The organism is Mucilaginibacter sp. JRF, assembly GCF_015223065.1.
In the GTDB taxonomy this organism is placed as follows: domain Bacteria; phylum Bacteroidota; class Bacteroidia; order Sphingobacteriales; family Sphingobacteriaceae; genus Mucilaginibacter.
Window position 1 is genome coordinate 77815 of sequence record NZ_JADFBY010000002.1, and the last position, 23515, is coordinate 101329.

At 44.9% G+C, this 23515-nt stretch carries 27 protein-coding genes; 13 read left to right on the forward strand and 14 right to left on the reverse strand.

All coding sequences use genetic code 11. From position 1 onward, the window contains the following. Window positions 1-85 precede the first annotated feature (85 nt). Together mtgA and IM792_RS05745 are read left to right on the forward strand one after the other, a co-directional pair. A complete protein-coding gene (mtgA, locus tag IM792_RS05740) occupies window positions 86-796 on the forward strand; it encodes a monofunctional biosynthetic peptidoglycan transglycosylase (protein ID WP_194100887.1) in 711 nt (236 codons plus the stop codon). 36 nt (window positions 797-832) lie between these two features. After that, the gene (locus tag IM792_RS05745) at window positions 833-1399 is read left to right on the forward strand and encodes a PH domain-containing protein (RefSeq protein WP_194100888.1); all 567 of its coding nucleotides are present in this window, start codon (window positions 833-835) and stop codon (window positions 1397-1399) included. On the opposite strand, the gene IM792_RS05750 is transcribed toward IM792_RS05745, so the two are convergent. From IM792_RS05750 to IM792_RS05760, 3 genes are all read right to left on the reverse strand, one after another. Beyond that, window positions 1396-1869 carry a hypothetical protein gene (locus IM792_RS05750; protein WP_194100889.1) on the reverse strand — a complete coding sequence of 158 codons (474 nt, stop codon included), beginning with the start codon at window positions 1867-1869 and terminating at the stop codon, window positions 1396-1398. The two genes, IM792_RS05745 and IM792_RS05750, sit on opposite strands and share 4 nt — an antisense overlap. Window positions 1870-1885: 16 nt before the next feature. After that, window positions 1886-2506, reverse strand: a complete 621-nt coding sequence (locus IM792_RS05755; RefSeq protein WP_194100890.1) for a YdeI/OmpD-associated family protein — start codon at window positions 2504-2506, stop codon at window positions 1886-1888. A gap of 185 nt (window positions 2507-2691) precedes the next feature. Beyond that, window positions 2692-3165, reverse strand: coding sequence for an ABC transporter ATPase (locus tag IM792_RS05760; protein WP_194100891.1), 474 nt, complete (start codon window positions 3163-3165; stop codon window positions 2692-2694). Between the two features lie 46 nt (window positions 3166-3211). Between IM792_RS05760 and IM792_RS05765 the strand changes: the two genes are divergently transcribed. Further along, window positions 3212-3697, forward strand: a complete 486-nt coding sequence (locus IM792_RS05765) for a hypothetical protein (RefSeq protein ID WP_194100892.1) — start codon at window positions 3212-3214, stop codon at window positions 3695-3697. Between the two features lie 16 nt (window positions 3698-3713). Here IM792_RS05765 and IM792_RS05770 read toward each other — a convergent pair whose 3' ends face one another. The 3 genes from IM792_RS05770 to IM792_RS05780 form a co-directional block, all read right to left on the reverse strand. Continuing rightward, window positions 3714-6095, reverse strand: coding sequence for a PAS domain-containing protein (locus tag IM792_RS05770; protein WP_194100893.1), 2382 nt, complete (start codon window positions 6093-6095; stop codon window positions 3714-3716). 72 nt (window positions 6096-6167) lie between these two features. Next, complete coding sequence (locus IM792_RS05775; RefSeq protein ID WP_194100894.1) at window positions 6168-6536, reverse strand: response regulator; 369 nt, start codon at window positions 6534-6536, stop codon at window positions 6168-6170. A 127-nt stretch (window positions 6537-6663) separates the two neighbouring features. Beyond that, window positions 6664-7233, reverse strand: a complete 570-nt coding sequence (locus tag IM792_RS05780; RefSeq protein ID WP_194100895.1) for a thymidine kinase — start codon at window positions 7231-7233, stop codon at window positions 6664-6666. Window positions 7234-7308: 75 nt separating this feature from the next. Between IM792_RS05780 and IM792_RS05785 the strand changes: the two genes are divergently transcribed. From IM792_RS05785 to IM792_RS05815, 7 genes are all read left to right on the forward strand, one after another. Continuing rightward, a complete protein-coding gene (locus IM792_RS05785; protein WP_194100896.1) occupies window positions 7309-8514 on the forward strand; it encodes a hypothetical protein in 1206 nt (401 codons plus the stop codon). A 55-nt stretch (window positions 8515-8569) separates the two neighbouring features. Further along, a complete protein-coding gene (locus IM792_RS05790) occupies window positions 8570-8926 on the forward strand; it encodes a hypothetical protein (RefSeq protein WP_194100897.1) in 357 nt (118 codons plus the stop codon). A gap of 61 nt (window positions 8927-8987) precedes the next feature. Beyond that, window positions 8988-9323: a hypothetical protein gene (locus IM792_RS05795; RefSeq protein ID WP_194100898.1), complete on the forward strand. Its 336-nt coding sequence runs from the start codon at window positions 8988-8990 to the stop codon at window positions 9321-9323. 76 nt (window positions 9324-9399) lie between these two features. Further along, a complete protein-coding gene (locus IM792_RS05800) occupies window positions 9400-9783 on the forward strand; it encodes a hypothetical protein (RefSeq protein WP_194100899.1) in 384 nt (127 codons plus the stop codon). 114 nt (window positions 9784-9897) lie between these two features. Further along, entirely contained in the window at window positions 9898-10953 is a 1056-nt protein-coding gene (locus IM792_RS05805) for a hypothetical protein (protein WP_194100900.1), read from the forward strand. 119 nt (window positions 10954-11072) lie between these two features. Continuing rightward, entirely contained in the window at window positions 11073-11417 is a 345-nt protein-coding gene (locus IM792_RS05810; RefSeq protein WP_194100901.1) for a nuclear transport factor 2 family protein, read from the forward strand. Between the two features lie 62 nt (window positions 11418-11479). Continuing rightward, the gene (locus IM792_RS05815) at window positions 11480-12550 is read left to right on the forward strand and encodes an ATP-grasp domain-containing protein (protein WP_194100902.1); all 1071 of its coding nucleotides are present in this window, start codon (window positions 11480-11482) and stop codon (window positions 12548-12550) included. A gap of 543 nt (window positions 12551-13093) precedes the next feature. Here the strand turns inward: IM792_RS05815 and rodA are convergent. The 6 genes from rodA to purH all read right to left on the reverse strand — a co-directional run bounded on the left by rodA (window position 13094) and on the right by purH (window position 20420). Then, on the reverse strand, window positions 13094-14362 hold the full coding sequence (rodA, locus tag IM792_RS05820; protein ID WP_194100903.1) for a rod shape-determining protein RodA: 1269 nt from the start codon (window positions 14360-14362) through the stop codon (window positions 13094-13096). Next, a complete protein-coding gene (gene mrdA / locus IM792_RS05825) occupies window positions 14352-16352 on the reverse strand; it encodes a penicillin-binding protein 2 (RefSeq protein ID WP_194100904.1) in 2001 nt (666 codons plus the stop codon). The genes rodA and mrdA overlap by 11 nt, the downstream gene beginning before the upstream one ends. Next, a complete protein-coding gene (locus IM792_RS05830; RefSeq protein ID WP_194100905.1) occupies window positions 16353-16868 on the reverse strand; it encodes a rod shape-determining protein MreD in 516 nt (171 codons plus the stop codon). It lies immediately after the preceding gene. Continuing rightward, complete coding sequence (mreC, locus tag IM792_RS05835; RefSeq protein WP_194100906.1) at window positions 16861-17691, reverse strand: rod shape-determining protein MreC; 831 nt, start codon at window positions 17689-17691, stop codon at window positions 16861-16863. Before mreC ends, IM792_RS05830 begins: the two co-directional genes overlap by 8 nt. An 83-nt stretch (window positions 17692-17774) precedes the next feature. Beyond that, on the reverse strand, window positions 17775-18797 hold the full coding sequence (locus IM792_RS05840; protein WP_194100907.1) for a rod shape-determining protein: 1023 nt from the start codon (window positions 18795-18797) through the stop codon (window positions 17775-17777). Between the two features lie 96 nt (window positions 18798-18893). Further along, entirely contained in the window at window positions 18894-20420 is a 1527-nt protein-coding gene (gene purH, locus IM792_RS05845) for a bifunctional phosphoribosylaminoimidazolecarboxamide formyltransferase/IMP cyclohydrolase (RefSeq protein ID WP_194100908.1), read from the reverse strand. Window positions 20421-20529: 109 nt separating this feature from the next. Here purH and IM792_RS05850 point away from each other — a divergent pair, with 109 nt between their 5' ends. After that, window positions 20530-20778, forward strand: a complete 249-nt coding sequence (locus IM792_RS05850; RefSeq protein ID WP_194100909.1) for a hypothetical protein — start codon at window positions 20530-20532, stop codon at window positions 20776-20778. An 11-nt stretch (window positions 20779-20789) separates the two neighbouring features. Next, window positions 20790-21074, forward strand: coding sequence for a type II toxin-antitoxin system RelE/ParE family toxin (locus tag IM792_RS05855; RefSeq protein ID WP_194100910.1), 285 nt, complete (start codon window positions 20790-20792; stop codon window positions 21072-21074). 33 nt (window positions 21075-21107) lie between these two features. Here IM792_RS05855 and purN read toward each other — a convergent pair whose 3' ends face one another. After that, window positions 21108-21686: a phosphoribosylglycinamide formyltransferase gene (gene purN, locus IM792_RS05860; RefSeq protein ID WP_194100911.1), complete on the reverse strand. Its 579-nt coding sequence runs from the start codon at window positions 21684-21686 to the stop codon at window positions 21108-21110. 66 nt (window positions 21687-21752) lie between these two features. Next, window positions 21753-22244: a lipocalin family protein gene (locus IM792_RS05865; protein ID WP_194100912.1), complete on the reverse strand. Its 492-nt coding sequence runs from the start codon at window positions 22242-22244 to the stop codon at window positions 21753-21755. 163 nt (window positions 22245-22407) lie between these two features. Between IM792_RS05865 and IM792_RS05870 the strand changes: the two genes are divergently transcribed. Next, a complete protein-coding gene (locus tag IM792_RS05870) occupies window positions 22408-23451 on the forward strand; it encodes an NAD(P)-dependent alcohol dehydrogenase (RefSeq protein WP_228084960.1) in 1044 nt (347 codons plus the stop codon). Window positions 23452-23515: the final 64 nt, after the last annotated feature.

Genomic DNA, 23515 nt, shown 5'->3' on the forward strand with positions numbered 1-23515 from the left:
TTTGAAAAGGGATACTCATAATAATTTACACAAAGGGTGTTTGGTATTTTACCGGGCACCCTTTGTTTTGTAATTTGCTTTTTTTATGAAGCGTAAACGTGTTGTTAAAAATAGTATAGTGCGCCTGCTGCTGCGCATTGTTAAGCTGGCTTTTATATTTTTTGTAGGCGCGAGTTTGTTTGGCGTGCTGCTGTTCAAATTCGTTAACCCGCCGTTTACGTGGCTGATAATAGAGCGAGGATTTGAGCGTAAGGATGCCGGTAAAACCTGGAAGATAGACAAGGATTGGAAGGATTTTGACGAAATATCCGACAATATGAAGCGCGCCGCCGTAGCTGCCGAAGATCAGCTGTTTTTAGAACACCACGGCTTTGATCTGCATGCTATCGAAAAAGCCATTGACAAGAACATGCACAGTAAAAAGCTGATAGGTGGCAGCACCATAACTCAGCAAACTGCAAAAAACGTATTCTTGTGGCAGGGTCGCTCGTTTTTACGGAAGGGATTAGAGGCCTGGTTTACGGTGCTGATAGAGGTATTTTGGAGCAAGCAGCGCATTATGGAGGTTTACCTCAACGTAATTGAAATGGGCGATGGCATTTACGGTGCCGAAGCCGCGGCGCAGGCCTACTTCAATAAATCGGCATCAAATTTAACACAAAGGCAGGCGGCAGCAATAGCTTCCATCTTCCCGAGCCCGTTAAAATGGTCGGCCACTAAGCCGAGCAGGTATGTGCGCCACCGCCAGTATCTGATACGAAAAAATATGCGCAGACTGGGGCCATTGAGTTTTTAAAACATATATTAGTAGCATACAAAACTTAACCTTATCATGATCATCAATACCGACCTGAGCCTGAGCCATGAAATACAGGCCGAAATATTACCCGGCGAAAAACAGCTATGGGTGGGTAAACCCAAAGCAGGTATTCAGTTTCGTAAGTCGGATGCTTTGTTTATTCCTTTCAGTATTTTTTGGGCAGGGTTCGCTATTTTTTGGTTTGTGGGTGTTTTTATGTCTGGGGCTCCATACTTTCTACTTTTTTTCGGGATACCCTTTGTATGTGCAGGATTATACATTACGGTTGGGCGATTTTTTTACGACAGCTATAAACGTGGAAAAACGTTATATGCCGTTACCGATAAACGCGTCATTATTAAAAATGGTGGCATCAAAGGGCAAACGGTTACGCTGAATATTAAAAGCCTGCAAGATATCAGCATCATTGAAAAACAAGATGGCAGCGGCACCATCACCTTTAACAGCAACAATTCCTTTCCATCGATTTTTGGTCAGAGTAATTGGCCCGGCACTAAACGCCCCCAGGCACCCACGCTTGAGTTTATAACTGATGTGCGCGCCGTTTATAACCTGATAATAAAGCAGCAGATAGCTTAAGCGGTAAGTACCTGCTTAAACTGATTGATAGCCTTATTGCGAGCCATAATATACGTTCCATGTATAAATAATCTGAAGGCAGCCGCCCCGAACATCAACAATACAAAAGGCATGGGCGTAAACCTATAGGTTGTCTTTAGCAAACCGGGCACAATGGCCGCCGCGGTTACAACTACCATCCATACAGCCAATAGCCAAATAAATACACGCTGTGTGCGTGTTTCAATATCAATGTGGGTATTATTCTTTCCGTTGCCCCGGCTTAGCTGGCCACGTAGCGTACAGGCTACTCCCAGGGCTGATGATGATATGATATAGAATCCATTAGCATCAACAGTGCCGATAAATGCCTTATTGGTTTTTTCGCGTATCAGAGTCTTTTTAATGAGTGTATTATTGCGGAGCCTTTGCCTAACATCAGCCATTGCCAGGTTTGATGTAAAGTGAAAGCTGTTTCGTCCGAATGCCATGTGTAAAAGTAGACTATTATTTATATTTCCAGTGCCTTTGCTTGCCCTCGCTTATCCATTCAATGGCCTGTTCTAATCGCTTTTGCAGGGTGGCCTCGGTTTTGGCTTCGGCAAACCAGGTGATGTATTCTTTTTTGGCTGATGGACTAAACTTTTCGAACACATCCATAGCCTGCGGGTTTTTGGCCAGCAGCTCCATAAAGTAGGCCGGTGTTTCGGGCGTTGGCTGAGGTGCCTTGGCTACTACAGGCTTTTTGGCAGCGGGTTTCTTAACTTCCTGCGCATTTATGGAAACCATTTCGGCAATATACTCTATCAGTATATCATCAGCAGGCAAATCAGCAATACTGGCTATGCGGCCGAAACTACCCGCGCCGCTGCCTTCCTCTTCGTCCAATATCTTATACGGATCGCTCAACCGCCCGCTTTTCCAAAACCCGAAAGCACAATGCTGCTTAAATGCTGCTATGTAACATACCGGGCCATCGCAATCAAAAAACGGCATGCTCCACTTGGTGGTTTCCGTAATTTCGGGCACGGTACGGTGTATCAAATCGCGCAGGTGCAGCAAAATAGGCTTTGCAAAATCAGCCGACTTATCAATATAGGCGTCAATGCGTGGGTCGTAGCTGGGCATGGGGATTAGTGATTAGTCATTGGTCAGTTGTCATCAGGCATTGGTAATCAGTCAATCGTCATTTTAACTGACCATTGCCATAAATAAAGATAACAAATAGATAGTAAAGCGAAATCTATAACTAAATAAAAAACACCTAATGACAATTGGCCAATGACAGCTAACCAATGACTAATGACAACTGACTAATGACTAAAAACCCCCGCGTGCCAGCTTGCTTTAAACGGCACTTCCCATTTGGTGTTTAGTTCGGTAACGTTTTTGGCGAGGTTGTTAAATACGATGGTTTCGGTATTCACGGTGCCTTGTTTTATAAGTTGCTCAAACCCGGCACGATCGGCCGATAGTATAGCATCACCATCACGATAAGCCATGTTAAAACGGTCAAAAAGGTTAATGTTATATTCCTGCTCCAGCTGCTGCATAAAGCGTACCGACTTATCAATGGAGCATCCGCTGGCACCGGCTTGTTCCTCGTCAACTATCAATATTAAAAAGCGGTTGTAGCGTACTTCGGCACCGGCTTTAAGCTGGTTGTTGTGCGCCGTCCAGATGTTGGTAAATTCTGTTAAACTTTTTTGAATATCAACCGTTTCAGCATCAGATAATTGCCTGTTCGACTGATATATCCACACTCTCGAATTTTCGGAAAATTGCATGTGCAAATTTATTAATTTGTTAAATTAGATACCGGATTTTGTTGTCATGTTAAAACCACATATGCGCGGGCGTTTAAAGTACATGGTTACCGGCCTGTTTATGCTTGCCAGTAACGTTAATTATGGTTTTGACCCTGATGCCTCCGAGCTTAAAATGCTGGGCTGGAGCAACCGCTGCTTTACGCAATGCTATGATGCCAACGCCTCGGGCAAACTAAAAAAGTGGGAACTCACCCTAAGTTCAAACGCGTTCATCCGGATGCGGCGAACTTATCAAACCGGTAAGCAGGAGTATTTCTCGTTCCATTTACAGCGATTGGATGATATGGATTACCTGGGCACCGTAACCAGCGGAACCATTAAGTTACGCACGGCAGATGCTGATATTATAGTACAAACTTATAACGACCGTAAAGGTGGTGATGTTGATACCATGGCATCGGTACTATCTATCCCCGTAAAAAATATGGAGCCCGAAAAGTTGGATAGCTTGCGTAACGTGCTATTTTACTTCAAGAACCGAAATATGTAAGCACTTACGTAAATAATTACGTAAGTGGTATCTCAAATTTAAAAGTAGCTCCGCGGCTACTTTCACTCTCTACCCAAATACGCCCTTTATGTAGCCTGATGATCTCGGCACAAAGGTATAACCCAATGCCAAAGCCCGCTATGGTTTTTGTATGCGCGCTGTTTACCCGGTAAAAGCGGTCAAACAGTTTTTCAATATCATCAGCCCCAATGCCTATGCCCTTATCTGTTATAGAAACACCCGCAACATTATCATGGCTGTAGCTATTTATCTCGATATCGCTGCCGCGCGGCGAGTATTTGGTAGCGTTGCTGATAAGGTTATTAAGTACCTGGCTTATTTTTTCACGGTCGGCATTAATTTGGATAGGTTGCTGCGCGTTAAAAATAACATCGTGCGAATCCATAGTGATGGCCGCTTCTTCAACCGCTTCCTTTATTAGCACGTTGAGATCAAACTGTTCAACATCCAGATTTATACTGCCCGATTCAAGGCGTGCCACATCCAGGAAACCCTTGATAAGGGTATTCATCTTGTTAACCTGTAGTAACGATTTATCCAACGCGCCACCGGCAAACTTATCTTCGGCCTTGAGTGCCTTTGCCTGTAGTACCTGTATGTAGGCCTTGAGCGATGTAAGCGGCGTTTTCAGCTCATGGCTTACCATGGCTATAAAGTCGTTTTTGCGCTGCTCGTCCTCCTTTTTGTCGGTGATGTCAAGCACAATACCCAAAAAGCGTACAGGCTGATCCTGCTCATCAAAAAATACCTTGCCCTTGGCACTTACCCAACGCAGTTTTTTATCCTCAAAGCCAATAGTGCGGTATTCTATATCGTAGTTACCATTGCTGGCGGCTTTGCTGAACGAGAGGTTGATAACCTGTTGCACCCGCTCACGGTCATCAGGGTGCAAGCCCATCACAAAATCGTGCTCATAGGTAACCGGCCCATTGTGCGATACGCCGAACAGCGTACGGCAACGATCATCCCAATCCAATATACCCTCAGCAATATCCATATCAAAGGTACCCAGTTGTGATGCCTCTACCGCTAAGCGACTGCGCTCCTGCTCATGCATCATTTGCTTGCGCACTTCAACTCTATCCGTAATGTTATTCACGGTAGCCAGTATGGCCTCTACATTGCCATCGGCATCAAACAGTGGGTCGTAACTAAAGTCGAGGTGGTATTGCACAATGGTACCATCGGCCATGCCTACATCGGCGGTTATCTCGTCCATCGCGAATGGCTGCCCGGTATCAAACACGCGTTGCAGCATATCCGGAAAGGGTTGCCCTATCAACTCAGGGAAAACTTCGAGTATACGTTTGCCGGTCACCTGGTCGGTTGTACGGTTCCAGATGTTGAGCATGTTTTGGTTGGCAATTTCGATAACCAGTTCGCGGCCCTTCAAAATGGTCATGCCTATGGGCGAGGTCATAACCATGCGGTTAAGGCGGTGCTCGCTATGCTCCACACGGCGGCGGGCATATATCTGGTCGGTAACCTCGGTTGCTACCACTATAATGCTCACGGTATCACCACCGCTATCCTTTAAAGGGTGATAAACAAAGTTAAAGTAAGCATCCTCAAGCCCACGCTGGCGCACCAGCGATGCTTTTACCTCGCTACCAAAAAACGGCACACCGGTGGCATACACATCATCCAGTATCTGCAAAAACGGCTGCCCTTGCAACTCGGGCAAGGCAATGTGCAAAGGCTGATTAATAACCTCGGGGCCTTTGCCCCATATTTGCAGGATGAAGGCGTTAGCGGTATCAATGATCAGCTCGCGGCCATCAAGCACGGCAATGGCTACCGGTGCCTGGTTAACCATCTCCCTAAACCAGGCCTCGCTTTCGCTAAGCGATTGGTTTAAAAGCTGCAAACTATCGTACGATTCCTTTAGCTCCTCGTTGGTTGATACCAGTTCCTCGTTTGATGCCGAGAGTTCCTCGTTGGTGGCGGCAAGTTCATCGCCCAGGTCTTTTTCGCGCTGCCTAATTTCTATTATTTCCTGCTGATGCAATACCCGCTCGGTAACATCAACGGCGGTATGCAAAATACAACGCATTTCGCCCGATGGGTGCTTAATAGCGCGGTATTCAAAATCGAAATAATAGCCGCGCATCTTGCCATCAGCCAATAACTCTGCATAGGCGTTGGTATCTATATAAGTATCGCCGCTGAGCCAAACGTTCCGTAAAATATCCAGAAAGGGTTGGCCTACCAATTCGGGCACGGCCTGGCGCATGGGCTTGCCCATAATACTACTATCCTTGCCCCAAAAGCCTAACATGGCCTCATTGGCAAACTCAATAATAATATCCTCAGAAGTATATATCGCGGTCGCTTTGTCTGATAGTGAAAGTATATCCAGCAACTGTTGGCTGTTCATCGGTCAATAGTAATTGTATCGGCTAATATATACATTTTACACCGGCCATGCAGGTGTTTGTTAAGCTAACCTTTACGCGGTAAATTTATTTACAAGGTTAACAAGTTCGCTAACATCAAAGGGTTTCATGAGGTAGCTATCGGCCAAACCGGCCTCGGCAATTTCCTTAACATTACTTACTGCCGATATAATGATAACCGGTATATGGCTTGTTGCCGGGTTGGTTTTAAGCTCCTTACTAAGTTGCTGGCCGCTGGCATCGCTTTTCCACTCGGTAAGCCAGTTATCGAGCAAAATAATGTCGGGCTTTTCGGTATCAACGGATCGGAGCAGTTTTGAACTCTCTGAAGATAGCACCTCAAACCCTTCTTCTTCAAGCACATAAACAATAGTTTCGCGAATGTCGCGATCGTCTTCGATCACAAATACCTTTTTAGCCATGGTTCAAAACAGTAAATACTTTAATTAATGTTACAGGCGTTAATCATCACTCACAAATGCTTAACTACAGCTTATAACAATTAACAGGGGGCTTTTTGTTTTAAATTGAGGCTATAAAAACTATCAATTAACTAAAATAACAGTGTCGGCAGCGTGGCTCGTAGTGTTCGGTTTCGCCAAGCATTATCTTTTCCTCGTTTGGCGCAAGGCGGTACGAGAACGATGCCGGGTTACCGCACTTAACACAAACAGCATGTAGTTTGGTTACAGATTCGGCCACGGCCATCAGTGCAGGGATGGGGCCAAAGGGACGGCCTTTAAAATCCATATCAAGCCCGGCAATTATTACGCGCACACCACGGTTGGCCAGCGTGTTGCAAACCTCAACCAGTTCGGTATCAAAAAACTGTGCCTCATCAATAGCCACCACCTGCTCGTTATTATAAAACAGCAGTATGGAGGCCGAATTGTCAATAGATACGCAGGGAAAACTCTGCATATTGTGCGATACAACGGCGTTCTCATCGTAGCGTGTATCTGTCTTGGGTTTAAATATTTGCACGCTGAGTTTGGCTATGCGCGCACGGTTTAAACGGCGCATCAACTCCTCGGTTTTGCCCGAAAACATTGATCCGCAGATCACTTCAATACTTCCCCCGGTTTCGTTCTTACGCTTGAATATTTCCTCGTTAAACACGCTTTTTGACAGTTAAATTGGAAACTAATATCAGAATTTAATGTTATTTTTGATAGGTATTATTTATAACAAGCTATGAAGCAACAGGATGTATTTAACAAGATAGGCGCTATATTAAACGAACTGAACGAACAATACGATTACCTGAAAAAAGATACATCACAACTTAACGAGCTTGAACTGGAGCTGTTTGTGGCCAATGCCCATTTTTTGATGGATCATGCCGATATCCTCCGCAAAATTAACGCACAGATAGTTAACGAAAAACCTGCCCTGCCGCAGCACCAGCCTGTGCAGGTAAATATTGAACAGCATATTGAAGTACCTGCCTTTGAGCAGGTTTTTAATGCTGAAAAAAATACAATCCCCGCGTTTGAAAAGGTTGAACAGCCTAAGGCCACCGAATTTTTGCCACCCGAGCCTGTTGAAGAACCTGAAATAACAGAAGAACCCGAAATAACTGAGCCCGAAGTTGAAATTATAGAGCCGGAACCAATTGACGATGCTGAACCGGAGCCGGTTAAACCCGTTGCCCCAAAACCGACCGAGGTGCACGAGCAAAAGTTTTTTGAGCCTGTGGTACAGCAGCTAAGGCCCATTGTAACCAACGAACTAAAGGACACGCCAAAACCCGCGCCGTTTATTGACCACGAGGAAGAAGCACAACCCGACGACCATACCACCATTGATGCCGATGGCACCATACGCCACGAATTGGTGATGGATGATAACGATGATAACTGGGACGATGAGGAACAACCTGCTGAGGAACCTGAATTATTTGAGGAAGACGAGGTGATAGAGGTTGAGGCTGATCAGCCGGAACCAAAAATCGAAACGCCTGTTTTTGTACCTGCCCCACCAGCGCCACCCGTTGCCGTTGAGCCGGAGCCTGAACCGGTAAAACCTGCCGTGCAGGAAGTGCCACCTGTTGTTGTAGCCCAAACCATAGCGGTTGATGATAAAAAGGAGGAGCAGGTATTCACCATAAACCAGCGTATATCGGTACAAATGGCCGAAAAAAGCGCCCCGCCTGTTGGCGCGCCAATAAGCGACCTGAAAGCCGCCATTACCCTGAACGACAAACTGCTTTACGTGCAGGACTTATTTAACGGTTACAGCCTGGCCTACAGCGAAGCCATTGATATACTGAACCGCTTTAACAGCTTTGCCGAAGCCGAACGCTTTTTAACCACCAACTACGTAACCAAAAACAACTGGCAAGCCAAAGCTACAACTACCGAAAAGTTTTATGCTTTGCTGAAAAGAAGGTACGCGTAAATATTTATTATTTATTGTAGATTTAGGTTTAATTAGAAAACGAACCTAACCTATCATGAAGCTCAAAAAGCTTGTTTCAATGTGTTTAATACTGGTTGTATCAGTATTGATCCAATCGTGCGATGAACGCGAGATAATTGAGAAATATACTCAAACAATTCCAAATAGCAATTTAACTATATCTATTGTATCCTACGATAGTGGAGGAATAACCGGAAGTATTCAGGAGCGCTTAATAATTGCCGACTCAAATGAAACTATAAGTTGTTGCGATGAGGCTTTATCCGTAGGACATATTATAAAAAGACCTACCTCATCATTTATTGAGATGGTTGATATTAGTGATCCTCCGGATTTTTCAGATAAAGACCCTATTGACTCCCTTAAGCACAAACGTTCAGAAAATAGGTAATCTTAGTTTAAGAACGGCAACTTATCTAATAACATTAGGATCGCCCCTTGAAACATATGATATGGACTTTAAATTTTCTGATGTGTCAGAAAATGCTGACAGCTTAATAATATCAGGTATTGACAAAAGCAGCAATGTAAGATCATTTCCGAACAAGCAGGCTTTTGTAAAAGGCGACATCAAAGTTGTTGAGAGAGATGACAGATCTATCGAGTATATTTTAGTTCAGGAGTTTATTCGTAAAAGAGGAGATGTTTATTACCCTAAGTCGCCGTTTGAGATCGTTCATAACCGCCCCGTAGTAGGTATCGCCAGTTACTTTTTTTATCCTAAGAATAAAATGCCCGCAAGTAAAATATCGAACAACGGCATTTTTAAAAAAGCACACGTTAAGTAATTACTAAAGAGTTTTTGTAAAATAGCGCATAATAATATTGTAATACATTAATTCTTAACCTTACACTAAATAAAATATGAAATCTATTGTATTATCCTTTTTAGGATTATTTGCTTTGTTGCTAACAGCCTGTAGCGGGTCGGATACTTATCGCGGTAAGTGGAAAGGCATGACCCCGGATGGCGAGAAAGTGGAAATTACCTTCGAGGCCAAGAGTTTTAGCATAGCCGATAGCACCAAGAAAGCCACAACGCTAAGCTATTCGCAAAACGCCGTCAACATCGCTAATGGAGTAGAAACCTACGGTATTAAGTTAGATGATGGCCGGGGCTACAAAATCAACTTCCCGATAGCTAATGACGAGAGCGTTGGCTTGATCAAGGATGAAAACGACAATATCATCTACACCATTAGTCGTAAGGATTATATTAAGAGCGAGGATATTTATCGGTTGAAGTAAGCCCATTACCGTAACGTATTAAGCTATATTGTTTGTCCATATTTTGTGTAGTAAAGCCAATTAGGCAGGGTGTAAATTTGACTTACCAATTTATTCCATACCAAATTTACTCCCATGAAAAAGTATGTTCAATTAGTGCTTTTAAGTGCCTTATTATTTATTGGGGCATGTAAAAAAAGCGAGCAGCCGACATTAAGTAATGATGCTGGTTCAGGCAAATTAACAACTAACGCCAGCGTACCTCCATTATCTGTAATAACCATTGCGGGGCAGTACAATACCGATGGGTTTGTAGATGGTACCGGTTCGCAAGCCCGTTTTCATTATCCTTACGGCATTGATATTGGCGAGGATGGCAACCTGTACGTTGCCGATCTGTTTAATGATGCCATACGTAAGGTTACACCTGATGGTGTTGTTACAACGATCAGCATACCGGCCGCTGCTGATGGGCAACGGCTGCGCTATCCCGAAAAGGTGCTCTTTTCAAAAGATGGATCGATTAATATTTTAACAAGCATAGCTGTTTCGCCCGAATCACTGCACAGGCTGTGGATATTAAAACCCAACGGCGAATTACTGACACCTGCCGCGCAGGTAAACTACTATACGTATGTATATTATAGTTTGAGTAAAGATCCCTTCAGCGATTATCTGCAAATATGCGGCGACCGCTATGTAACCGGCAGATCAGGCTTGAGGCAGGGATTTATTGAAAGCGCCGAAATTGTAAATGGCGTAGCGGGCCGTCACCCCTATACCCCACCTTTAGATTCACTGAACACCCCGAGCCGGGAAGCATCGGCCATTACACGGATGTACTGCGGTAACAATGGCGTTAAATACCTTGTTACACGCGGTAAGTATATTTATAAGCTTACCAAAAGTGGTGTGTTCACGCAAATTTTCCGTGATATTAACTTTAGGGAGATAACTGATCTTGTAGCCACAAAAGATAGCCGGACACTTTATATGGTTTCGGGAGGTGAAATTGTGAGCGTTTCAAATAATAAACTAACCAAACTTGTTGGCCTTAACGGTAAGTTTTCGTCGCCGGATGGGGTAGGTAAAAACGCCTACGTTTTTGCAAATTATTTGGCCCTCTCTAAAGATGAAAGCACCATTTATTTTTCGGATAACGAAACCATAAGAAAGCTTATATTAAGATAATAAATGGCGGAGGCTATTATCAATTTAAATAGCCTCCTTCATTTTATTTAATACTTTACGCCGCAACCGCTTTTTGCCAAATAAAACAAGTGCATCCTATCGGGCGTTGTTTTATCTACATGGCAAACAACAAAACAATACTCGAACAAGCCAACGCCGCCGTTACCGCGGGCGATAATGAGGGCTTTCTGCAATACTGTACCGATGACACCCAATGGACTTTTGTAGGCGACCAAACCCTGCACGGTAAGGAAGCCGTGAGGCAATATATGGCCAAGGCTTACATTGAGCCGCCACAGTTTATGGTAGAGCAACTGATAGCCGAGGGCGACTTTGTTACCGCCATAGGCAAGATCAGCATGAAGGATGAAGCAGGCACCATGATCCATTATGACTATTGCGATGTATGGCGGTTTCGCGATGGTAAAATGGCCGAACTAAAGGCTTTTGTTATCGAGGCGTAATTGTGATTTTGGCATCAAGGCTTACAGCCTTTAACATCTACCTTTTCATCTATCCCTATTTAATGCAGCAAAAAGTAGCAGTAATTTATCAAACACAAACACCACCGGCACGTAACGGAATTATTAAACCCATGAAACCGGGAGGCTATGCCGATAGCGGCGCCGATATTGCCTACTCCCTCCGTAAACAAAACATCGATGTAATATCACCTGCTGATGAACCAGGCACCGAGGCGGATCTCGACTGGGTTTTCCCCGACACGGCGGAAGGTATACAGGCGGCCATAAATAAAGGCGCTGACACCATATGGCTCAACACTGTTTTGTACGATGGGCACCCTATCGAAAAGTTTATTGATGCAGGCATCGCTGTTGTTGGGCAGATACCCAAACAGGTAGATATTTTTGATGATAAATTGGTTACTAACGAGTTGCTGAAAAACAACCATCTGCCCATACCCCGATCAGTACTGATCACACACAATAATGCCGATACTTTTAAACTGAACTTTGGTTACCCGGTAGTGGCCAAGCCCATTCGCGGCAGGGGTAGTCAGGGGGTTTACCTGGTTAATACTCCAACAGAACTTACCGATATACTTGCGGATATGTTCAGTTCCGGTGATTATGGCGATGCCCTGTACGCAGAAGAATTTCTGCCGGGTACCGAGGTTACCATTACCGTGATGCCTCCCGGCGGGTATGTTATTGATGGCGAGGTGTTGGAAAAAGATCAACATTGGTCGTTACCGCCGGTAAGGCGTTTTAACCATGCCAACGGGATAGCGCCATACAACGGCACCGTAGCCGTGATACACAACAGCGAGGTTTTGAATGATTCCGAACTACAGACCGAGGCCATGATACAACTCTGTCAGCAATGCGAGTTGGCGGCCAAATTAGTACAAAGCCGCGCCCCCATACGTATCGATTGCCGTGCTAACGCCCAGGGCGAAAACTTCTTATTCGACCTCAACATGAAACCCAACATGACCGGCGCTTCCCGTCCCCATCGTACCGATCAGGACAGCTTAACCGCCCTGGCTGCACGAAAAATAGGCTGGAGTTTTGATGATTTGATATCTAATATGTTGAAGCAGAGTTGGAGGAAGGATGCTCAAAAGATTAAATAATAAAACCCGAAGCACAAACCGTAAATACTCTATACTACCGGTATCAGAAATGCCCGGAGTAGCACAAGTCCTGCCAAAGTAGAAACTCTAACCGGGCAGGGCGTAGCCGACGATTTTTGTCTTTTTTGATCGCTCAAAAGAAATTTAGGACAAGTAATGAAGCGGTTTTAAGATAGTGCTATTGTTAGGTGATTGTGCTTTTAACCATCGCCAGCCTGCTCTTGGCCGCAGAGGCCAGTTACTTTACCTTAGATGCAAAGTAACCAAACATCAAGCCGGAAAAAACCTTCATCCGCACAGGCCATACTCCCTGGCCCGGTTTTCCGGCAGGCCACCGCGCTTTTTTTGATATATTTCTTGTCATTTCGAACGAGGTACGAGGAGAAATCTATCGCTCGGCTAATGAACGTGTACAGATTTCTCCTTCGTCGAAATGACATAATTATTAAAGCTTTTATTAAAGTCCTCCCCCTCGGGGAGGATTTAGGAGGGGTCGAACGCGTAGAAATCTCTTGCTATCAGTTCGAAATAACAACTTAAATCTCAATAAGTATATCCAGTCCTGTTTGAATCCAGCTTAAGCAATATAAACAGCAGCGAAGTAAAACTGATCAATGATGAACCACCATAACTGATAAAGGGCAGCGGGATGCCTATAACAGGCATCAGGCCGATGGTCATGGCGATGTTGATGAGCACGTGGAAAAAGATGATGGATGCCACTCCGTAGCCGTAAATGCGGGAGAAGGCCATGTGCTGTCGCTCGGCTATTTGTATCACTCGTAATAGCAAAAACAGGTATAGGCCAATAACAACGGATGAGCCTACAAAGCCCCATTCCTCACCAACGGTACAAAAAATAAAGTCGGTACTTTGTTCAGGAACGAAAGAGTATTTGGTTTGTGTGCCCTGCAAATAACCCTTACCCCATAACTGGCCCGAGCCTATGGCTATCTTAGATTGATTTACGTTATAACCCGCTCCACGTGGATCAAATGTAATACCCAGCAATTCATCAATACGTGCACGCTGGTGGCTTTGCAGCACATTGCTGTAAAGCGGCTTTACAGCCAGTACAAACCCTAACGAGCCTACTATCCATACCAGCAAACCGAATATGAACTTGCGGTTGCGCAGGTTAAAGAAAACCAGCAACGCGCCAATTACCGCTATACCCGCCACCAGCAGCCATTGGTTAACCAATAACGAGAGGATGAATAGCGTAGCCGAAAGCGCGATAATGATCAAAAAGTAGGGCGACAAACCCTCGCGGTAAAGCACAAATATCAGCGAGAAGAACACCAGCGTTGAGCCGGTATCGGGTTGTAGCATGATCAGCGCCATAGGCAGTATAATGATGCCTGCCGTTATAAAAAACGATTCGGTATCTGTTATTTTAACATTGGTACCGCTCAGGTATTTGGCTAACAGTAATACGGTGCTCAGCTTGGCAAATTCCGACGGTTGGAGCCTGAAACCTCCGCCAAGCGAAATCCAGGCTTGGTTACCACCCACGTTACGACCTACCACCAATACCAGTATCAGCAGCAGTACAGTAACAATATAAAACGGCGGAGCCAGCGCGCTAAAAAAGCGATAATCAAGCAGGAGGATAACCATGGCCATCACCAGCGATACCGCAATGAATACGAATTGCTTGCCATAGTTAGTACTCAGGTCAACCATGCTTCGATGCTCCTCATCATACACCGCGGCGTGGATGTTAAACCAGCCAATGGTGCAAAGGCACAGGTAAAGCAGTATGGTTATCCAATCAATATTACGGAAAAAGCCGCGCTCATTACTGCTCATCGTCCCTCCTTACTGCCGGCTGGTTAGCATAGTATACTGCCGATGGCTGCTTTTTAGCTTTACGCTTTACCGATTTTAAAACAGGCTGAGGTTTTTCGGCGCTGTCGGCTTTGGCCTTTTTCAGGCTATCGGCTTTGGTTTGTTTAGCTTCCTTTACCTTGCTGCCTTTTGGTGGCGGCAACAGGTTGGCATTCATAATATATTCAACCTGGGCTTTTGGCTTGGTAATGGTATCGCGCAGGTATTCTTCAACCATGTAGCTGGCAATAGGTGCCGCCCATGATGACCCGAAACCGGCATTCTCAACCACCACAGCAATAGCTATTTTCGGGGTATCCCTTGGCGCAAAGGCCACAAATATAGAGTGGTTTTTACCATGCGGATTTTGCACCGTACCGGTTTTACCACACATTACTATGCCCGGTATACGTGCGCCAACGGCCGTACCGTGTTCAACCACCTGCTGCATACCATCAATAACCGGTTCAAAATACTGTTCATCAACACCTACAAAGTTGCGTTCGGTATATTCTTTTTTGGTGATCTGTTTATCGCCAATGGCCTTAATAAGGTGCGGGCGATAATAAAAGCCACGGTTGGCAATGGTACATTCAATATTGGCTAATTGCAATGGTGTGGCTAACAACTCGCCCTGCCCAATAGCTAAGGATATAATAGAGCTTGAACGCCAGCGGTTCTCGCCAAATATTTTATCATATCGTTCAGGAGCGGGTACGTTACCTTTTTTCTCGTTCGGTAAGTCCACATCCAATTTAACGCCAAAGCCGAATTTGTTTACCTTGGCTTTCCAGTCGATAAACGTTTGGCGGGTGCGTTTAGGCCCGTTCCGGTTGATCAGCCTGTCGAACACGTTACAGAAGTAAGTGTTGCACGACATGGCTATGCCCTTACTCAAATTAGTAGGCCCGTCAAAGTGCTCGCAACCTACACGGTGGTTACCTGCCATGTAATAATGCGGACAAAAGAATGTGGTTTGCGGATTGATGATACCCTCCTGCAAAGCTATCAAACCATCCAGCGGTTTAAATGATGATCCCGGCGGGTAGTAAGCTTGTATAGGGCGTATCAGCAGCGGGTTGTATGGGTCCTGGTACATGCGGGCCATATTGTTGCCACGTTCACGACCAACCATTTGGTTCGGATCATACGTTGGGCTGCTCACAAAGGCCAATATCTCACCGGTTGATGGCTCAATGGCTACAATACTGCCTACCTTATTGCGCATCAGCTTTTCGCCGAGTTTTTGAATTTTAAGGTCGAGAGATGATATCAGCCTCTCGCCGGCAACGGCGGCGGTATCATAAGCGCCATTGGCATAGCGACCTTTGGGTACGTTGCGCGAATCGACCATTTGGTTCTCCACGCCACGCTGGCCACGCAGCACATCCTCATAAGCCTTTTCGACACCGGTAATGCCGATGTAATCGCCCAGGCGATAGTAGCCGCCCGATTTTTCAATATCCTTATCCCTAACCTCGCCGGTATAACCCAAAAATTGCGCGGCGGCTGAATCAGGGTAACTGCGTACCGAGCGTAATTGCCCGTAAAAGCCGGGAAAGTCTGAAAGTTTTTCCTGCAATGAGCGGTATAACGATACCGACATTTGTTTTTCAAATATTGATGCCAGGTACACTGAATGGCCTCTGGCTTTTTCAAAGCGTTTATGGAAACCCTCCATATCAATACCTATCAGCTTACAAAACTCAAGGGTATCAAAAGGTTGTACCTGTTTGGGGATCACCATCAAATCGTACACCGGTTCGTTCTGTACCAGTATTTTTCCCTTACGGTCAAGTATGGGGCCGCGGGCCGGAAACAGCACTTTTTTACGGATAACGTTATTATTGGCAAAATACAGGTAGCGGTCGTCAACAAGCTGAATATAAAACAGGCGGCCAAGCAGTATAACCATAAAGGTTATAAAAATTGCCGCTATAATGTACCTGCGTTCAAAAAAACTGTTGTTCATTTACGCCCTTTTCTTCCTGAAAAATAATAAACCTGTAATCAACATCAAAAATACTGTAAATACAGAACTCATTAAAAAGCGGCTTAGTGTGTACTCCATCTCTGATAATCTAAAAACTTCCAGATTGAACAGTATAAAATGGTGCACCAGCGTAAGTACGGCCGAGTAGGTAAAGAACCACCTGAAACCCATGCCGCCCAGTGTAGGCTCAGGGTCGTTATCAAAACCATCTTTTTGTACGGTTATGCTGATGAAAAGCACACGTACAAAGGCCAGCAATACGGTTGCCGCGGCATGCAGCCCGGGCGTATCATAAAAGGCATCAACACTTAATCCTATTAAAAAAGCCAGTGGGAAAAGCAGGATGTTAGGTGTTTCAAAAGGCAGCAACATCACAAACAGGATGTATGGGTACGGCACAGCCAGATCGTAAACTGTAATGTTTTTCAGCAGAAATGCCTGGATAAATACCAGCACCACAAACCGGATGAAATTAGCGAATATAACCCTACTCATCTTTTTGTAGGGCCTCCAGTCCCTGCTGCTCCTGCGCGAATTTGTTGTTGATCACGTACACGTATTCCAGCTTGCTAAAATCAACCGAAAGCTTAACTTCCATATTCAAAAAGAAACCGCCTGTTTTTGGTTTAAGATTACTTACCCTGCCCAACTGCACTCCGATAGGGAACAGCGAGTGCTGATCGGTAACCACGGTATCGCCCAAATGCGGTTGCGCGCTGTTGGCTACATCATATAACAAACCCTTGTGCGGGTCCATATCCTCAGCCCACATGAATGAGCCGCCTTCTTTTGAGTTAGCCAGCATAGCGCTGATGCGGGTATCCTTATGCAGCAGCGAACGTATTACTGAAAAGTGTGGCGATGCCTGCATCACAATACCAACCACGCCACCATCGGCTATAACGCCCATACCTTTACCAATACCGTTAAGGCTGCCCTTGTTAATGGTAATATAGTTCATGCGCTTGTTTACCGAGTTGTTGATAACACGCGCCTCAATGTAAGTGTATTGCTGCTTGTAAACGCTATCGTTAACCTTACGGTGCCCCGCGGTATCAATATATAATGATGACATGAGCTGATTGCGCAGTAAGGCATTCTGCCGGGCAAGGCTATCGTTTATCTCCTTTAGCTTCAAATAATCATTCACGTTGCTGATGTTACGGTACAGGTTGCCCGTAAGCTCGTTACTGGTGTTGATGAATGATGCCCGCTGAAAATCGTTATAGTTTATAAAAACATACAACGCGATACCCTCAAATATCAGGAACAGGAAAAATGCGCTATACTTGGTGATAAATATCAGCAGATTACGCATATGGTGAATGGTGAGTAGTGAATGGTGAATAATAGGAGGCGAATGGTAAGCAATTCACTACTCACCATTCGCCACTCACTAAATTATTGCATTAAAAATTTAAAGTTACCTATGTTTTTAAGGGCGGTACCGGTACCGCGAACAACGGCACGCAGCGGATCTTCGGCTACGTGAACTGGTAACTTGGTTTTTGCGGCCACACGCTTATCTAAACCGCGTAGTAAGGCGCCACCACCGGTTAAGTAAATACCGGTTTGGTAAATATCTGCCGAAAGCTCAGGAGGGGTGATCTCCAAGGCTTTTAAAATAGCTTCTTCAATCTTCGAGATAGATTTGTCAAGGCAATGCGCTATCTCGGTGTATGATACCATGATCTGCTTAGGCACACCGGTCATCAGGTCACGACCCTGAACAGCAAAATCGCCCGGAGGGTCGGTTAGCTCAGGCAATGCCGCGCCAACCTCAATTTTGATCTTCTCGGCGGTACGCTCACCTATCATGATGTTGTGCTGGCGACGGATGTACTGAACAATGTCAGCATCAAAGTTATCACCGGCTACACGGATAGACTGATCGCACACGATACCTGAAAGGGCGATAACGGCGATCTCGGTAGTACCACCACCTATATCGATGATCATGTTGCCCATAGGCTCCTCAACGTCAATACCTATACCTACGGCGGCTGCCATTGGCTCGTGTATCAGGTAAACCTCTTTGGCACCAGCACGCTCGGCCGATTGATGTACCGCGCGTTTTTCAACCTCGGTAATGCCCGATGGTATACAGATAACCATACGCAACGACGGGAAGAACCAACCCTTGCCCGAGTTGATCATTTTGATCATGCCGCGTATCATGTACTCGGCAGCATCAAAATCGGCAATAACGCCATCCTTAAGCGGACGTATGGTACGTATATTATCGTGGGTTTTACCTTCCATTTGCATGGCCTGGCGCCCAATGGCAATAACCTTGTTGGTTTTACGGTCAAAAGCTACTATTGATGGTTCATCAACAACAACCTTATCGTTATGTATGATCAGCGTATTCGCTGTTCCTAAATCTATGGCGATCTCTTGGGTAAAAAAGTTAAACAGGCCCATTTGCTATATGCTTCAAATAATTTGCGGGTTATAAAACTACACTAATTTAGCTGTACTTTAAAGCGTCAAATTACGATGATTATTGTGTTACGTTAATTAATGTTTAAAATGGCGTACACCTGTGGTAACCATTGAAATTTCTTTCTGGTTAGCCATGTCTATCGAGTCCTGATCTTTTATTGAACCACCCGGTTGCAACACTGCTGTAATACCTGCTTCGGCAGCCAGCTCCACACAATCCGGAAAGGGGAAAAAGGCATCAGATGCCATTACCGCGCCGTTAAGATCAAAGCCAAAGCTGTTAGCCTTAAGTACCGCCTGCCTCAACGAATCAACCCTTGAGGTTTGACCCACACCGCTTGCCATTAACTGGTTGTTTTTGGCAAAAACTATGGTGTTTGATTTGGTGTGCTTAACAATTTTGTTGGCAAAGTACAGGTCTTTCAGCTCCTGCTCGGTTGGCTTACGGTTGGTAACCGGGTTCATTTGTTCAGGGCCTTCAATAACGGCATCCTTATCCTGCTCAATAACACCATTCAACAATGTTTTAAAGTGTTTGACAGGCAGCTCGGTACGCTGGCGAACCAATATAATGCGGTTCTTTTTTGATTGTAGTATGCTTACGGCCTCATCAGTAAAGGCAGGGGCTATAAGCACCTCATAAAACAGTTTGCTTATTTCTTCGGCTGTAGCCGCGTCAATCTCGTCGTTAGCTATAATTACACCACCAAATGCCGATACCGGGTCGCAAGCCAGGGCATCTATCCACGCCTCTTTAATTGTTGAGCGGGTAGCTACGCCACAGGCGTTGGTATGTTTTAATATGGCGATGGTTGGCTCGGTAAATTCATCTATCAGGGCAACGGCGGCGTCAACATCAACCAGGTTATTGTATGATAGCTCCTTGCCGTGCAGCTTGGTGAACATGGCATCAAGGTTACCGTAAAAAGTACCTTTTTGGTGAGGGTTTTCGCCGTAGCGCAATACCTGGCTGCTTTGTATGCTTTGCTTAAATACCGGTAATGCTTCTTCCTCGTTAAAGTAGTTGAAGATGGCGGTATCGTAGTGCGATGAAATATTGAACGCGTTACGTGCAAAGGCGCGGCGCTGATCAATATTGGTTTGGCCATCCTGTGTTTTCAGGATGTTCTCCAAAGTACCGTAATCGTCTTTTGAGGCTACGATAACCACATCCTTAAAGTTTTTGGCGGCCGCGCGGATCAGTGATATACCGCCGATATCGATCTTCTCGATCACATCCTGCTGACCGGCGCCTGATTGTACAGTTTCTTCAAACGGGTACAGATCAACAATTACCAGGTCAAGCTCCGGAATTTCGTACTGAGCAAGTTGTTGTTCGTCGCTTTCAAAACTGCGGCGGGCTAAAATGCCGCCAAATACCTTTGGGTGGAGGGTTTTTACACGTCCGCCCAGTATAGATGGGTAAGATGTAAGGTCTTCAACAGCTACTACATCAACACCAAGGTTACGAATAAAAGTTTCGGTACCACCGGTTGAGTAAATGGTTACCCCAAGCCTGTTCAATTCGTGAATGATGGGCTCAAGATTATCCTTGTAATAAACTGAAATTAAAGCGTTTTTTATTTGAACGGGATTGCTCATGTACTACTGCGAATTTTAAGCCGCAAAGGTAGTGATTAGCAGCCTTAATTAGGTTATCCGGCCAAACAAAAATTAAATCAGTATTAAAAAGTTTTAGTAATTTAGTGTCATGACCACTGTAATCATAAAATCTGATTCGGAAACCAAAACCGATCTGCTGATAAAATTGGCTAAAGAACTCGGTTTAGAGGCCGAGATGCAGCCTGATTTTATTGAACTTGATGCTGATGCCCTGGCATTTGGCATTGGTCGGCCCGCAACCAGTGCAGAATGGGAGCATTATTTTGAGAAACATAAGGACGATAAATTCATTGATATTGACGAGGCTTTTTCTAAATATTCAGACGACGATAAATAGGTATTAACGTTTTGAAGGCAATAATCTCTGAAAGAGCTTTAACCGCTATTGATAGCATAGCAAGGTTTGTTGAATCACAAAACACAAAAGGAAGTGGCGCCCGCTATGCCCTAAAGTTCAAAGAAGCAATTAAAAGGTTAGCTGTACCAAACGTGCAATACACTTTATGCAATCATAAAGTATTTTTGGAAAGCGATTATTCCTGCTCGCATTTTAATGATTGGGTAATTGCCTTTAAAATAGATGGCAACAAATTAGTTGTGTATGAAATAGTGCATGGTTCATTACTGGCCTGAAAGCTCACTATTCACCACTCCCAACTCACACCCTCAGCTCTTCATCTTCTTCAGCAAATTCTCCACCACGCGCGGAAAATGGTGGTGCTCCAGTTGCTGGCCTTTGAATTTTACTATTTCAAGGGTATCGCCGGGTTCAATTTTAAAGCGGGACTGGTGGATCACCTCGCCTTCGTCAAAATGCTCGTTCACAAAGTGGATGGTAATCCCCGATTCTTCTTCGCCCGCTGCCAAGATGGCTTTGTGCACATTATCGCCATACATGCCTTTGCCACCGTATTTGGGTAACAGCGCCGGATGCAGGTTAATGATCTTGTTAGGGAAAGCTTTTAGTAATGATTGCGGCACCAGCCATAAAAAACCGGCCAGTACTATAATATCAACGTTAAGGTTTTTTAGCAAACGTATCACATCATCGCCCTCGTAAAACTCCTGGCGGTTAAATACGTGCGATGGTATCTCAAAATTATCAGCCCGTTGTAAAACGTAAGCCTGCGGATTATTGGTGAGTATAATGGCAACCTCGGCATCATTGTGGCGCTTAAAGTGCTCCATTATTTTTTGAGCGTTTGAACCTGATCCGGAGGCGAAAATAGCTATACGTTTTTTCAAGTGCAGGGTATTTGGGGTTCTACAATTACTTCAAATATAAAATTTTGATCAACTTGTTTGCTATACTTAGTTATTTCTTTGCCTTATAAAGCTGTACTGCACCACGCGGCGCACGCGGTTAGGCTGGTTGGTTTCCTGAAAATCGCCGGTTTGCAGCACCATGGAGTACTGGCCAAGGTTCAATATCTTGGTATTGGTAAAAGGCTGTATACTGCCTGATGCTGATGTATCCTGACAGGTTATATCTGATATTAAATACAGCCTGTCCCTCGATAACGACCAGGTGCCCGTCGCCGTTTGATCAAGGCAACTGTAATTTTCATAAGTACAGGTATTATCGGCATTAAAACGGAATATCTGCTTTACATCACAATCAGTATTCAGCGTATCGGTTTCGCCCTGGGTGGTACCTACGTAGTTAAAAACCTGTAACGATGCCAGCTCCCACGGCCCGGCGGTAAACAGGTTGCGTATATTGGTAGGATCATCCTTTTTGCACGAGTTGTACAGCGAGATCACAAAAAATGCTGCTATGAATAATATGGCCGATCGCTTCATTGTGTTTATGCGCTCAAAAGTAAAAAAATATACCGGCTGTTGGCTATCAAATAATTAATGGCCGCCGCTGTTTGCAGAACGTAAATATTACTTTTGAATTATCTTTACCTAAACATACGCCTGTAATTTTGTTTCACATTTAACCACTACATCACCATTTATTATGATTGCAACAAAAGCTTATGCTGCTAATGCGGCAAGTGCCCCGCTGGCACCTTTTAAGTTCGACCGTAAAGAGGTTGGCCCTAATGACATTCAGATAGAGATATTATACTGCGGTGTTTGCCACTCAGATCTTCATCAGATACGCGACGAATGGGGCGGATCAATATTCCCGATGGTGCCCGGCCACGAAATTGTAGGTAAAATAGTTAAGGTTGGCGATGCGGTTACCAAATTCAAAGTTGGCGAAACTGCCGGTATAGGCTGCTTTGTCGACTCGTGCCGCCACTGCCCAAGCTGCGAGGCCGGTGAGGAACAATATTGCGATAATCACCTGTCGTTCACCTATAACAGTACTTACAAAGATGGCACCCCGACTTTCGGCGGTTACTCTGATCAATATGTTATCGATGAGAAATACGCCCTGCACGTATCAGACAAGTTACCACTGGAAGGTGTAGCACCGCTGCTTTGCGCCGGTATTACCACCTACTCGCCGTTAATGACCTGGAAAATTGGTAAAGGCCATAAGGTTGCCGTAGTTGGCCTGGGTGGTTTAGGCCACATGGCGGTTAAGTTCGCGGCATCATTAGGCGCTGAGGTTACCGTACTGAGCACATCAGCCTCAAAAATGGAGGATGCACTTAAGCTGGGCGCCCACCACTTTGTAGTAACTAAGGATGAGGAGCAGGTAAAAGCGGTTGCTAATACTTTTGATTTTATTTTGAACACCATTTCGGCACAGCACGAATATGATTTTTACTTGCAGATGCTGAAGCTTGATGGCACCATGGTATTGGTAGGCATACCGCCGGAAGCGCCACAGGTATCAGCCTTTAACCTGATCAGCAAACGCCGCCGCATTGCAGGCAGCATGATTGGCGGAATTAAAGAAACCCAGGAAATGCTTGACTACTGCGCCGAGCACGGCATCGTGTCTGACGTGGAAGTGATCAACATCGACTACATTAACGAAGCCTACGAACGCATGATCAAAAATGATGTCCGCTACCGTTTCGTTATCGATATTGCGAGTTTGAAGTAGGCGGTAAACTGCTATAAAACAAAAATGCCTCATGTAATCAATGAGGCATTTTTGTTTTATAGCG

Coding starts and splice junctions, on each gene's coding strand:
- mtgA (WP_194100887.1), top strand. CDS start 86: ATGAAGCGTAAACGTGTTGTTAAAAATAGTATAGTGCGCCTGCTGCTG.
- IM792_RS05745 (WP_194100888.1), top strand. CDS start 833: ATGATCATCAATACCGACCTGAGCCTGAGCCATGAAATACAGGCCGAA.
- IM792_RS05750 (WP_194100889.1), bottom strand. CDS start 1,869: ATGGCATTCGGACGAAACAGCTTTCACTTTACATCAAACCTGGCAATG.
- IM792_RS05755 (WP_194100890.1), bottom strand. CDS start 2,506: ATGCCCAGCTACGACCCACGCATTGACGCCTATATTGATAAGTCGGCT.
- IM792_RS05760 (WP_194100891.1), bottom strand. CDS start 3,165: ATGCAATTTTCCGAAAATTCGAGAGTGTGGATATATCAGTCGAACAGG.
- IM792_RS05765 (WP_194100892.1), top strand. CDS start 3,212: ATGTTAAAACCACATATGCGCGGGCGTTTAAAGTACATGGTTACCGGC.
- IM792_RS05770 (WP_194100893.1), bottom strand. CDS start 6,095: ATGAACAGCCAACAGTTGCTGGATATACTTTCACTATCAGACAAAGCG.
- IM792_RS05775 (WP_194100894.1), bottom strand. CDS start 6,536: ATGGCTAAAAAGGTATTTGTGATCGAAGACGATCGCGACATTCGCGAA.
- IM792_RS05785 (WP_194100896.1), top strand. CDS start 7,309: ATGAAGCAACAGGATGTATTTAACAAGATAGGCGCTATATTAAACGAA.
- IM792_RS05790 (WP_194100897.1), top strand. CDS start 8,570: ATGAAGCTCAAAAAGCTTGTTTCAATGTGTTTAATACTGGTTGTATCA.
- IM792_RS05795 (WP_194100898.1), top strand. CDS start 8,988: ATGGACTTTAAATTTTCTGATGTGTCAGAAAATGCTGACAGCTTAATA.
- IM792_RS05800 (WP_194100899.1), top strand. CDS start 9,400: ATGAAATCTATTGTATTATCCTTTTTAGGATTATTTGCTTTGTTGCTA.
- IM792_RS05805 (WP_194100900.1), top strand. CDS start 9,898: ATGAAAAAGTATGTTCAATTAGTGCTTTTAAGTGCCTTATTATTTATT.
- IM792_RS05810 (WP_194100901.1), top strand. CDS start 11,073: ATGGCAAACAACAAAACAATACTCGAACAAGCCAACGCCGCCGTTACC.
- IM792_RS05815 (WP_194100902.1), top strand. CDS start 11,480: ATGCAGCAAAAAGTAGCAGTAATTTATCAAACACAAACACCACCGGCA.
- rodA (WP_194100903.1), bottom strand. CDS start 14,362: ATGAGCAGTAATGAGCGCGGCTTTTTCCGTAATATTGATTGGATAACC.
- mrdA (WP_194100904.1), bottom strand. CDS start 16,352: ATGAACAACAGTTTTTTTGAACGCAGGTACATTATAGCGGCAATTTTT.
- IM792_RS05830 (WP_194100905.1), bottom strand. CDS start 16,868: ATGAGTAGGGTTATATTCGCTAATTTCATCCGGTTTGTGGTGCTGGTA.
- mreC (WP_194100906.1), bottom strand. CDS start 17,691: ATGCGTAATCTGCTGATATTTATCACCAAGTATAGCGCATTTTTCCTG.
- IM792_RS05840 (WP_194100907.1), bottom strand. CDS start 18,797: ATGGGCCTGTTTAACTTTTTTACCCAAGAGATCGCCATAGATTTAGGA.
- purH (WP_194100908.1), bottom strand. CDS start 20,420: ATGAGCAATCCCGTTCAAATAAAAAACGCTTTAATTTCAGTTTATTAC.
- IM792_RS05850 (WP_194100909.1), top strand. CDS start 20,530: ATGACCACTGTAATCATAAAATCTGATTCGGAAACCAAAACCGATCTG.
- IM792_RS05865 (WP_194100912.1), bottom strand. CDS start 22,244: ATGAAGCGATCGGCCATATTATTCATAGCAGCATTTTTTGTGATCTCG.
- IM792_RS05870 (WP_228084960.1), top strand. CDS start 22,408: ATGATTGCAACAAAAGCTTATGCTGCTAATGCGGCAAGTGCCCCGCTG.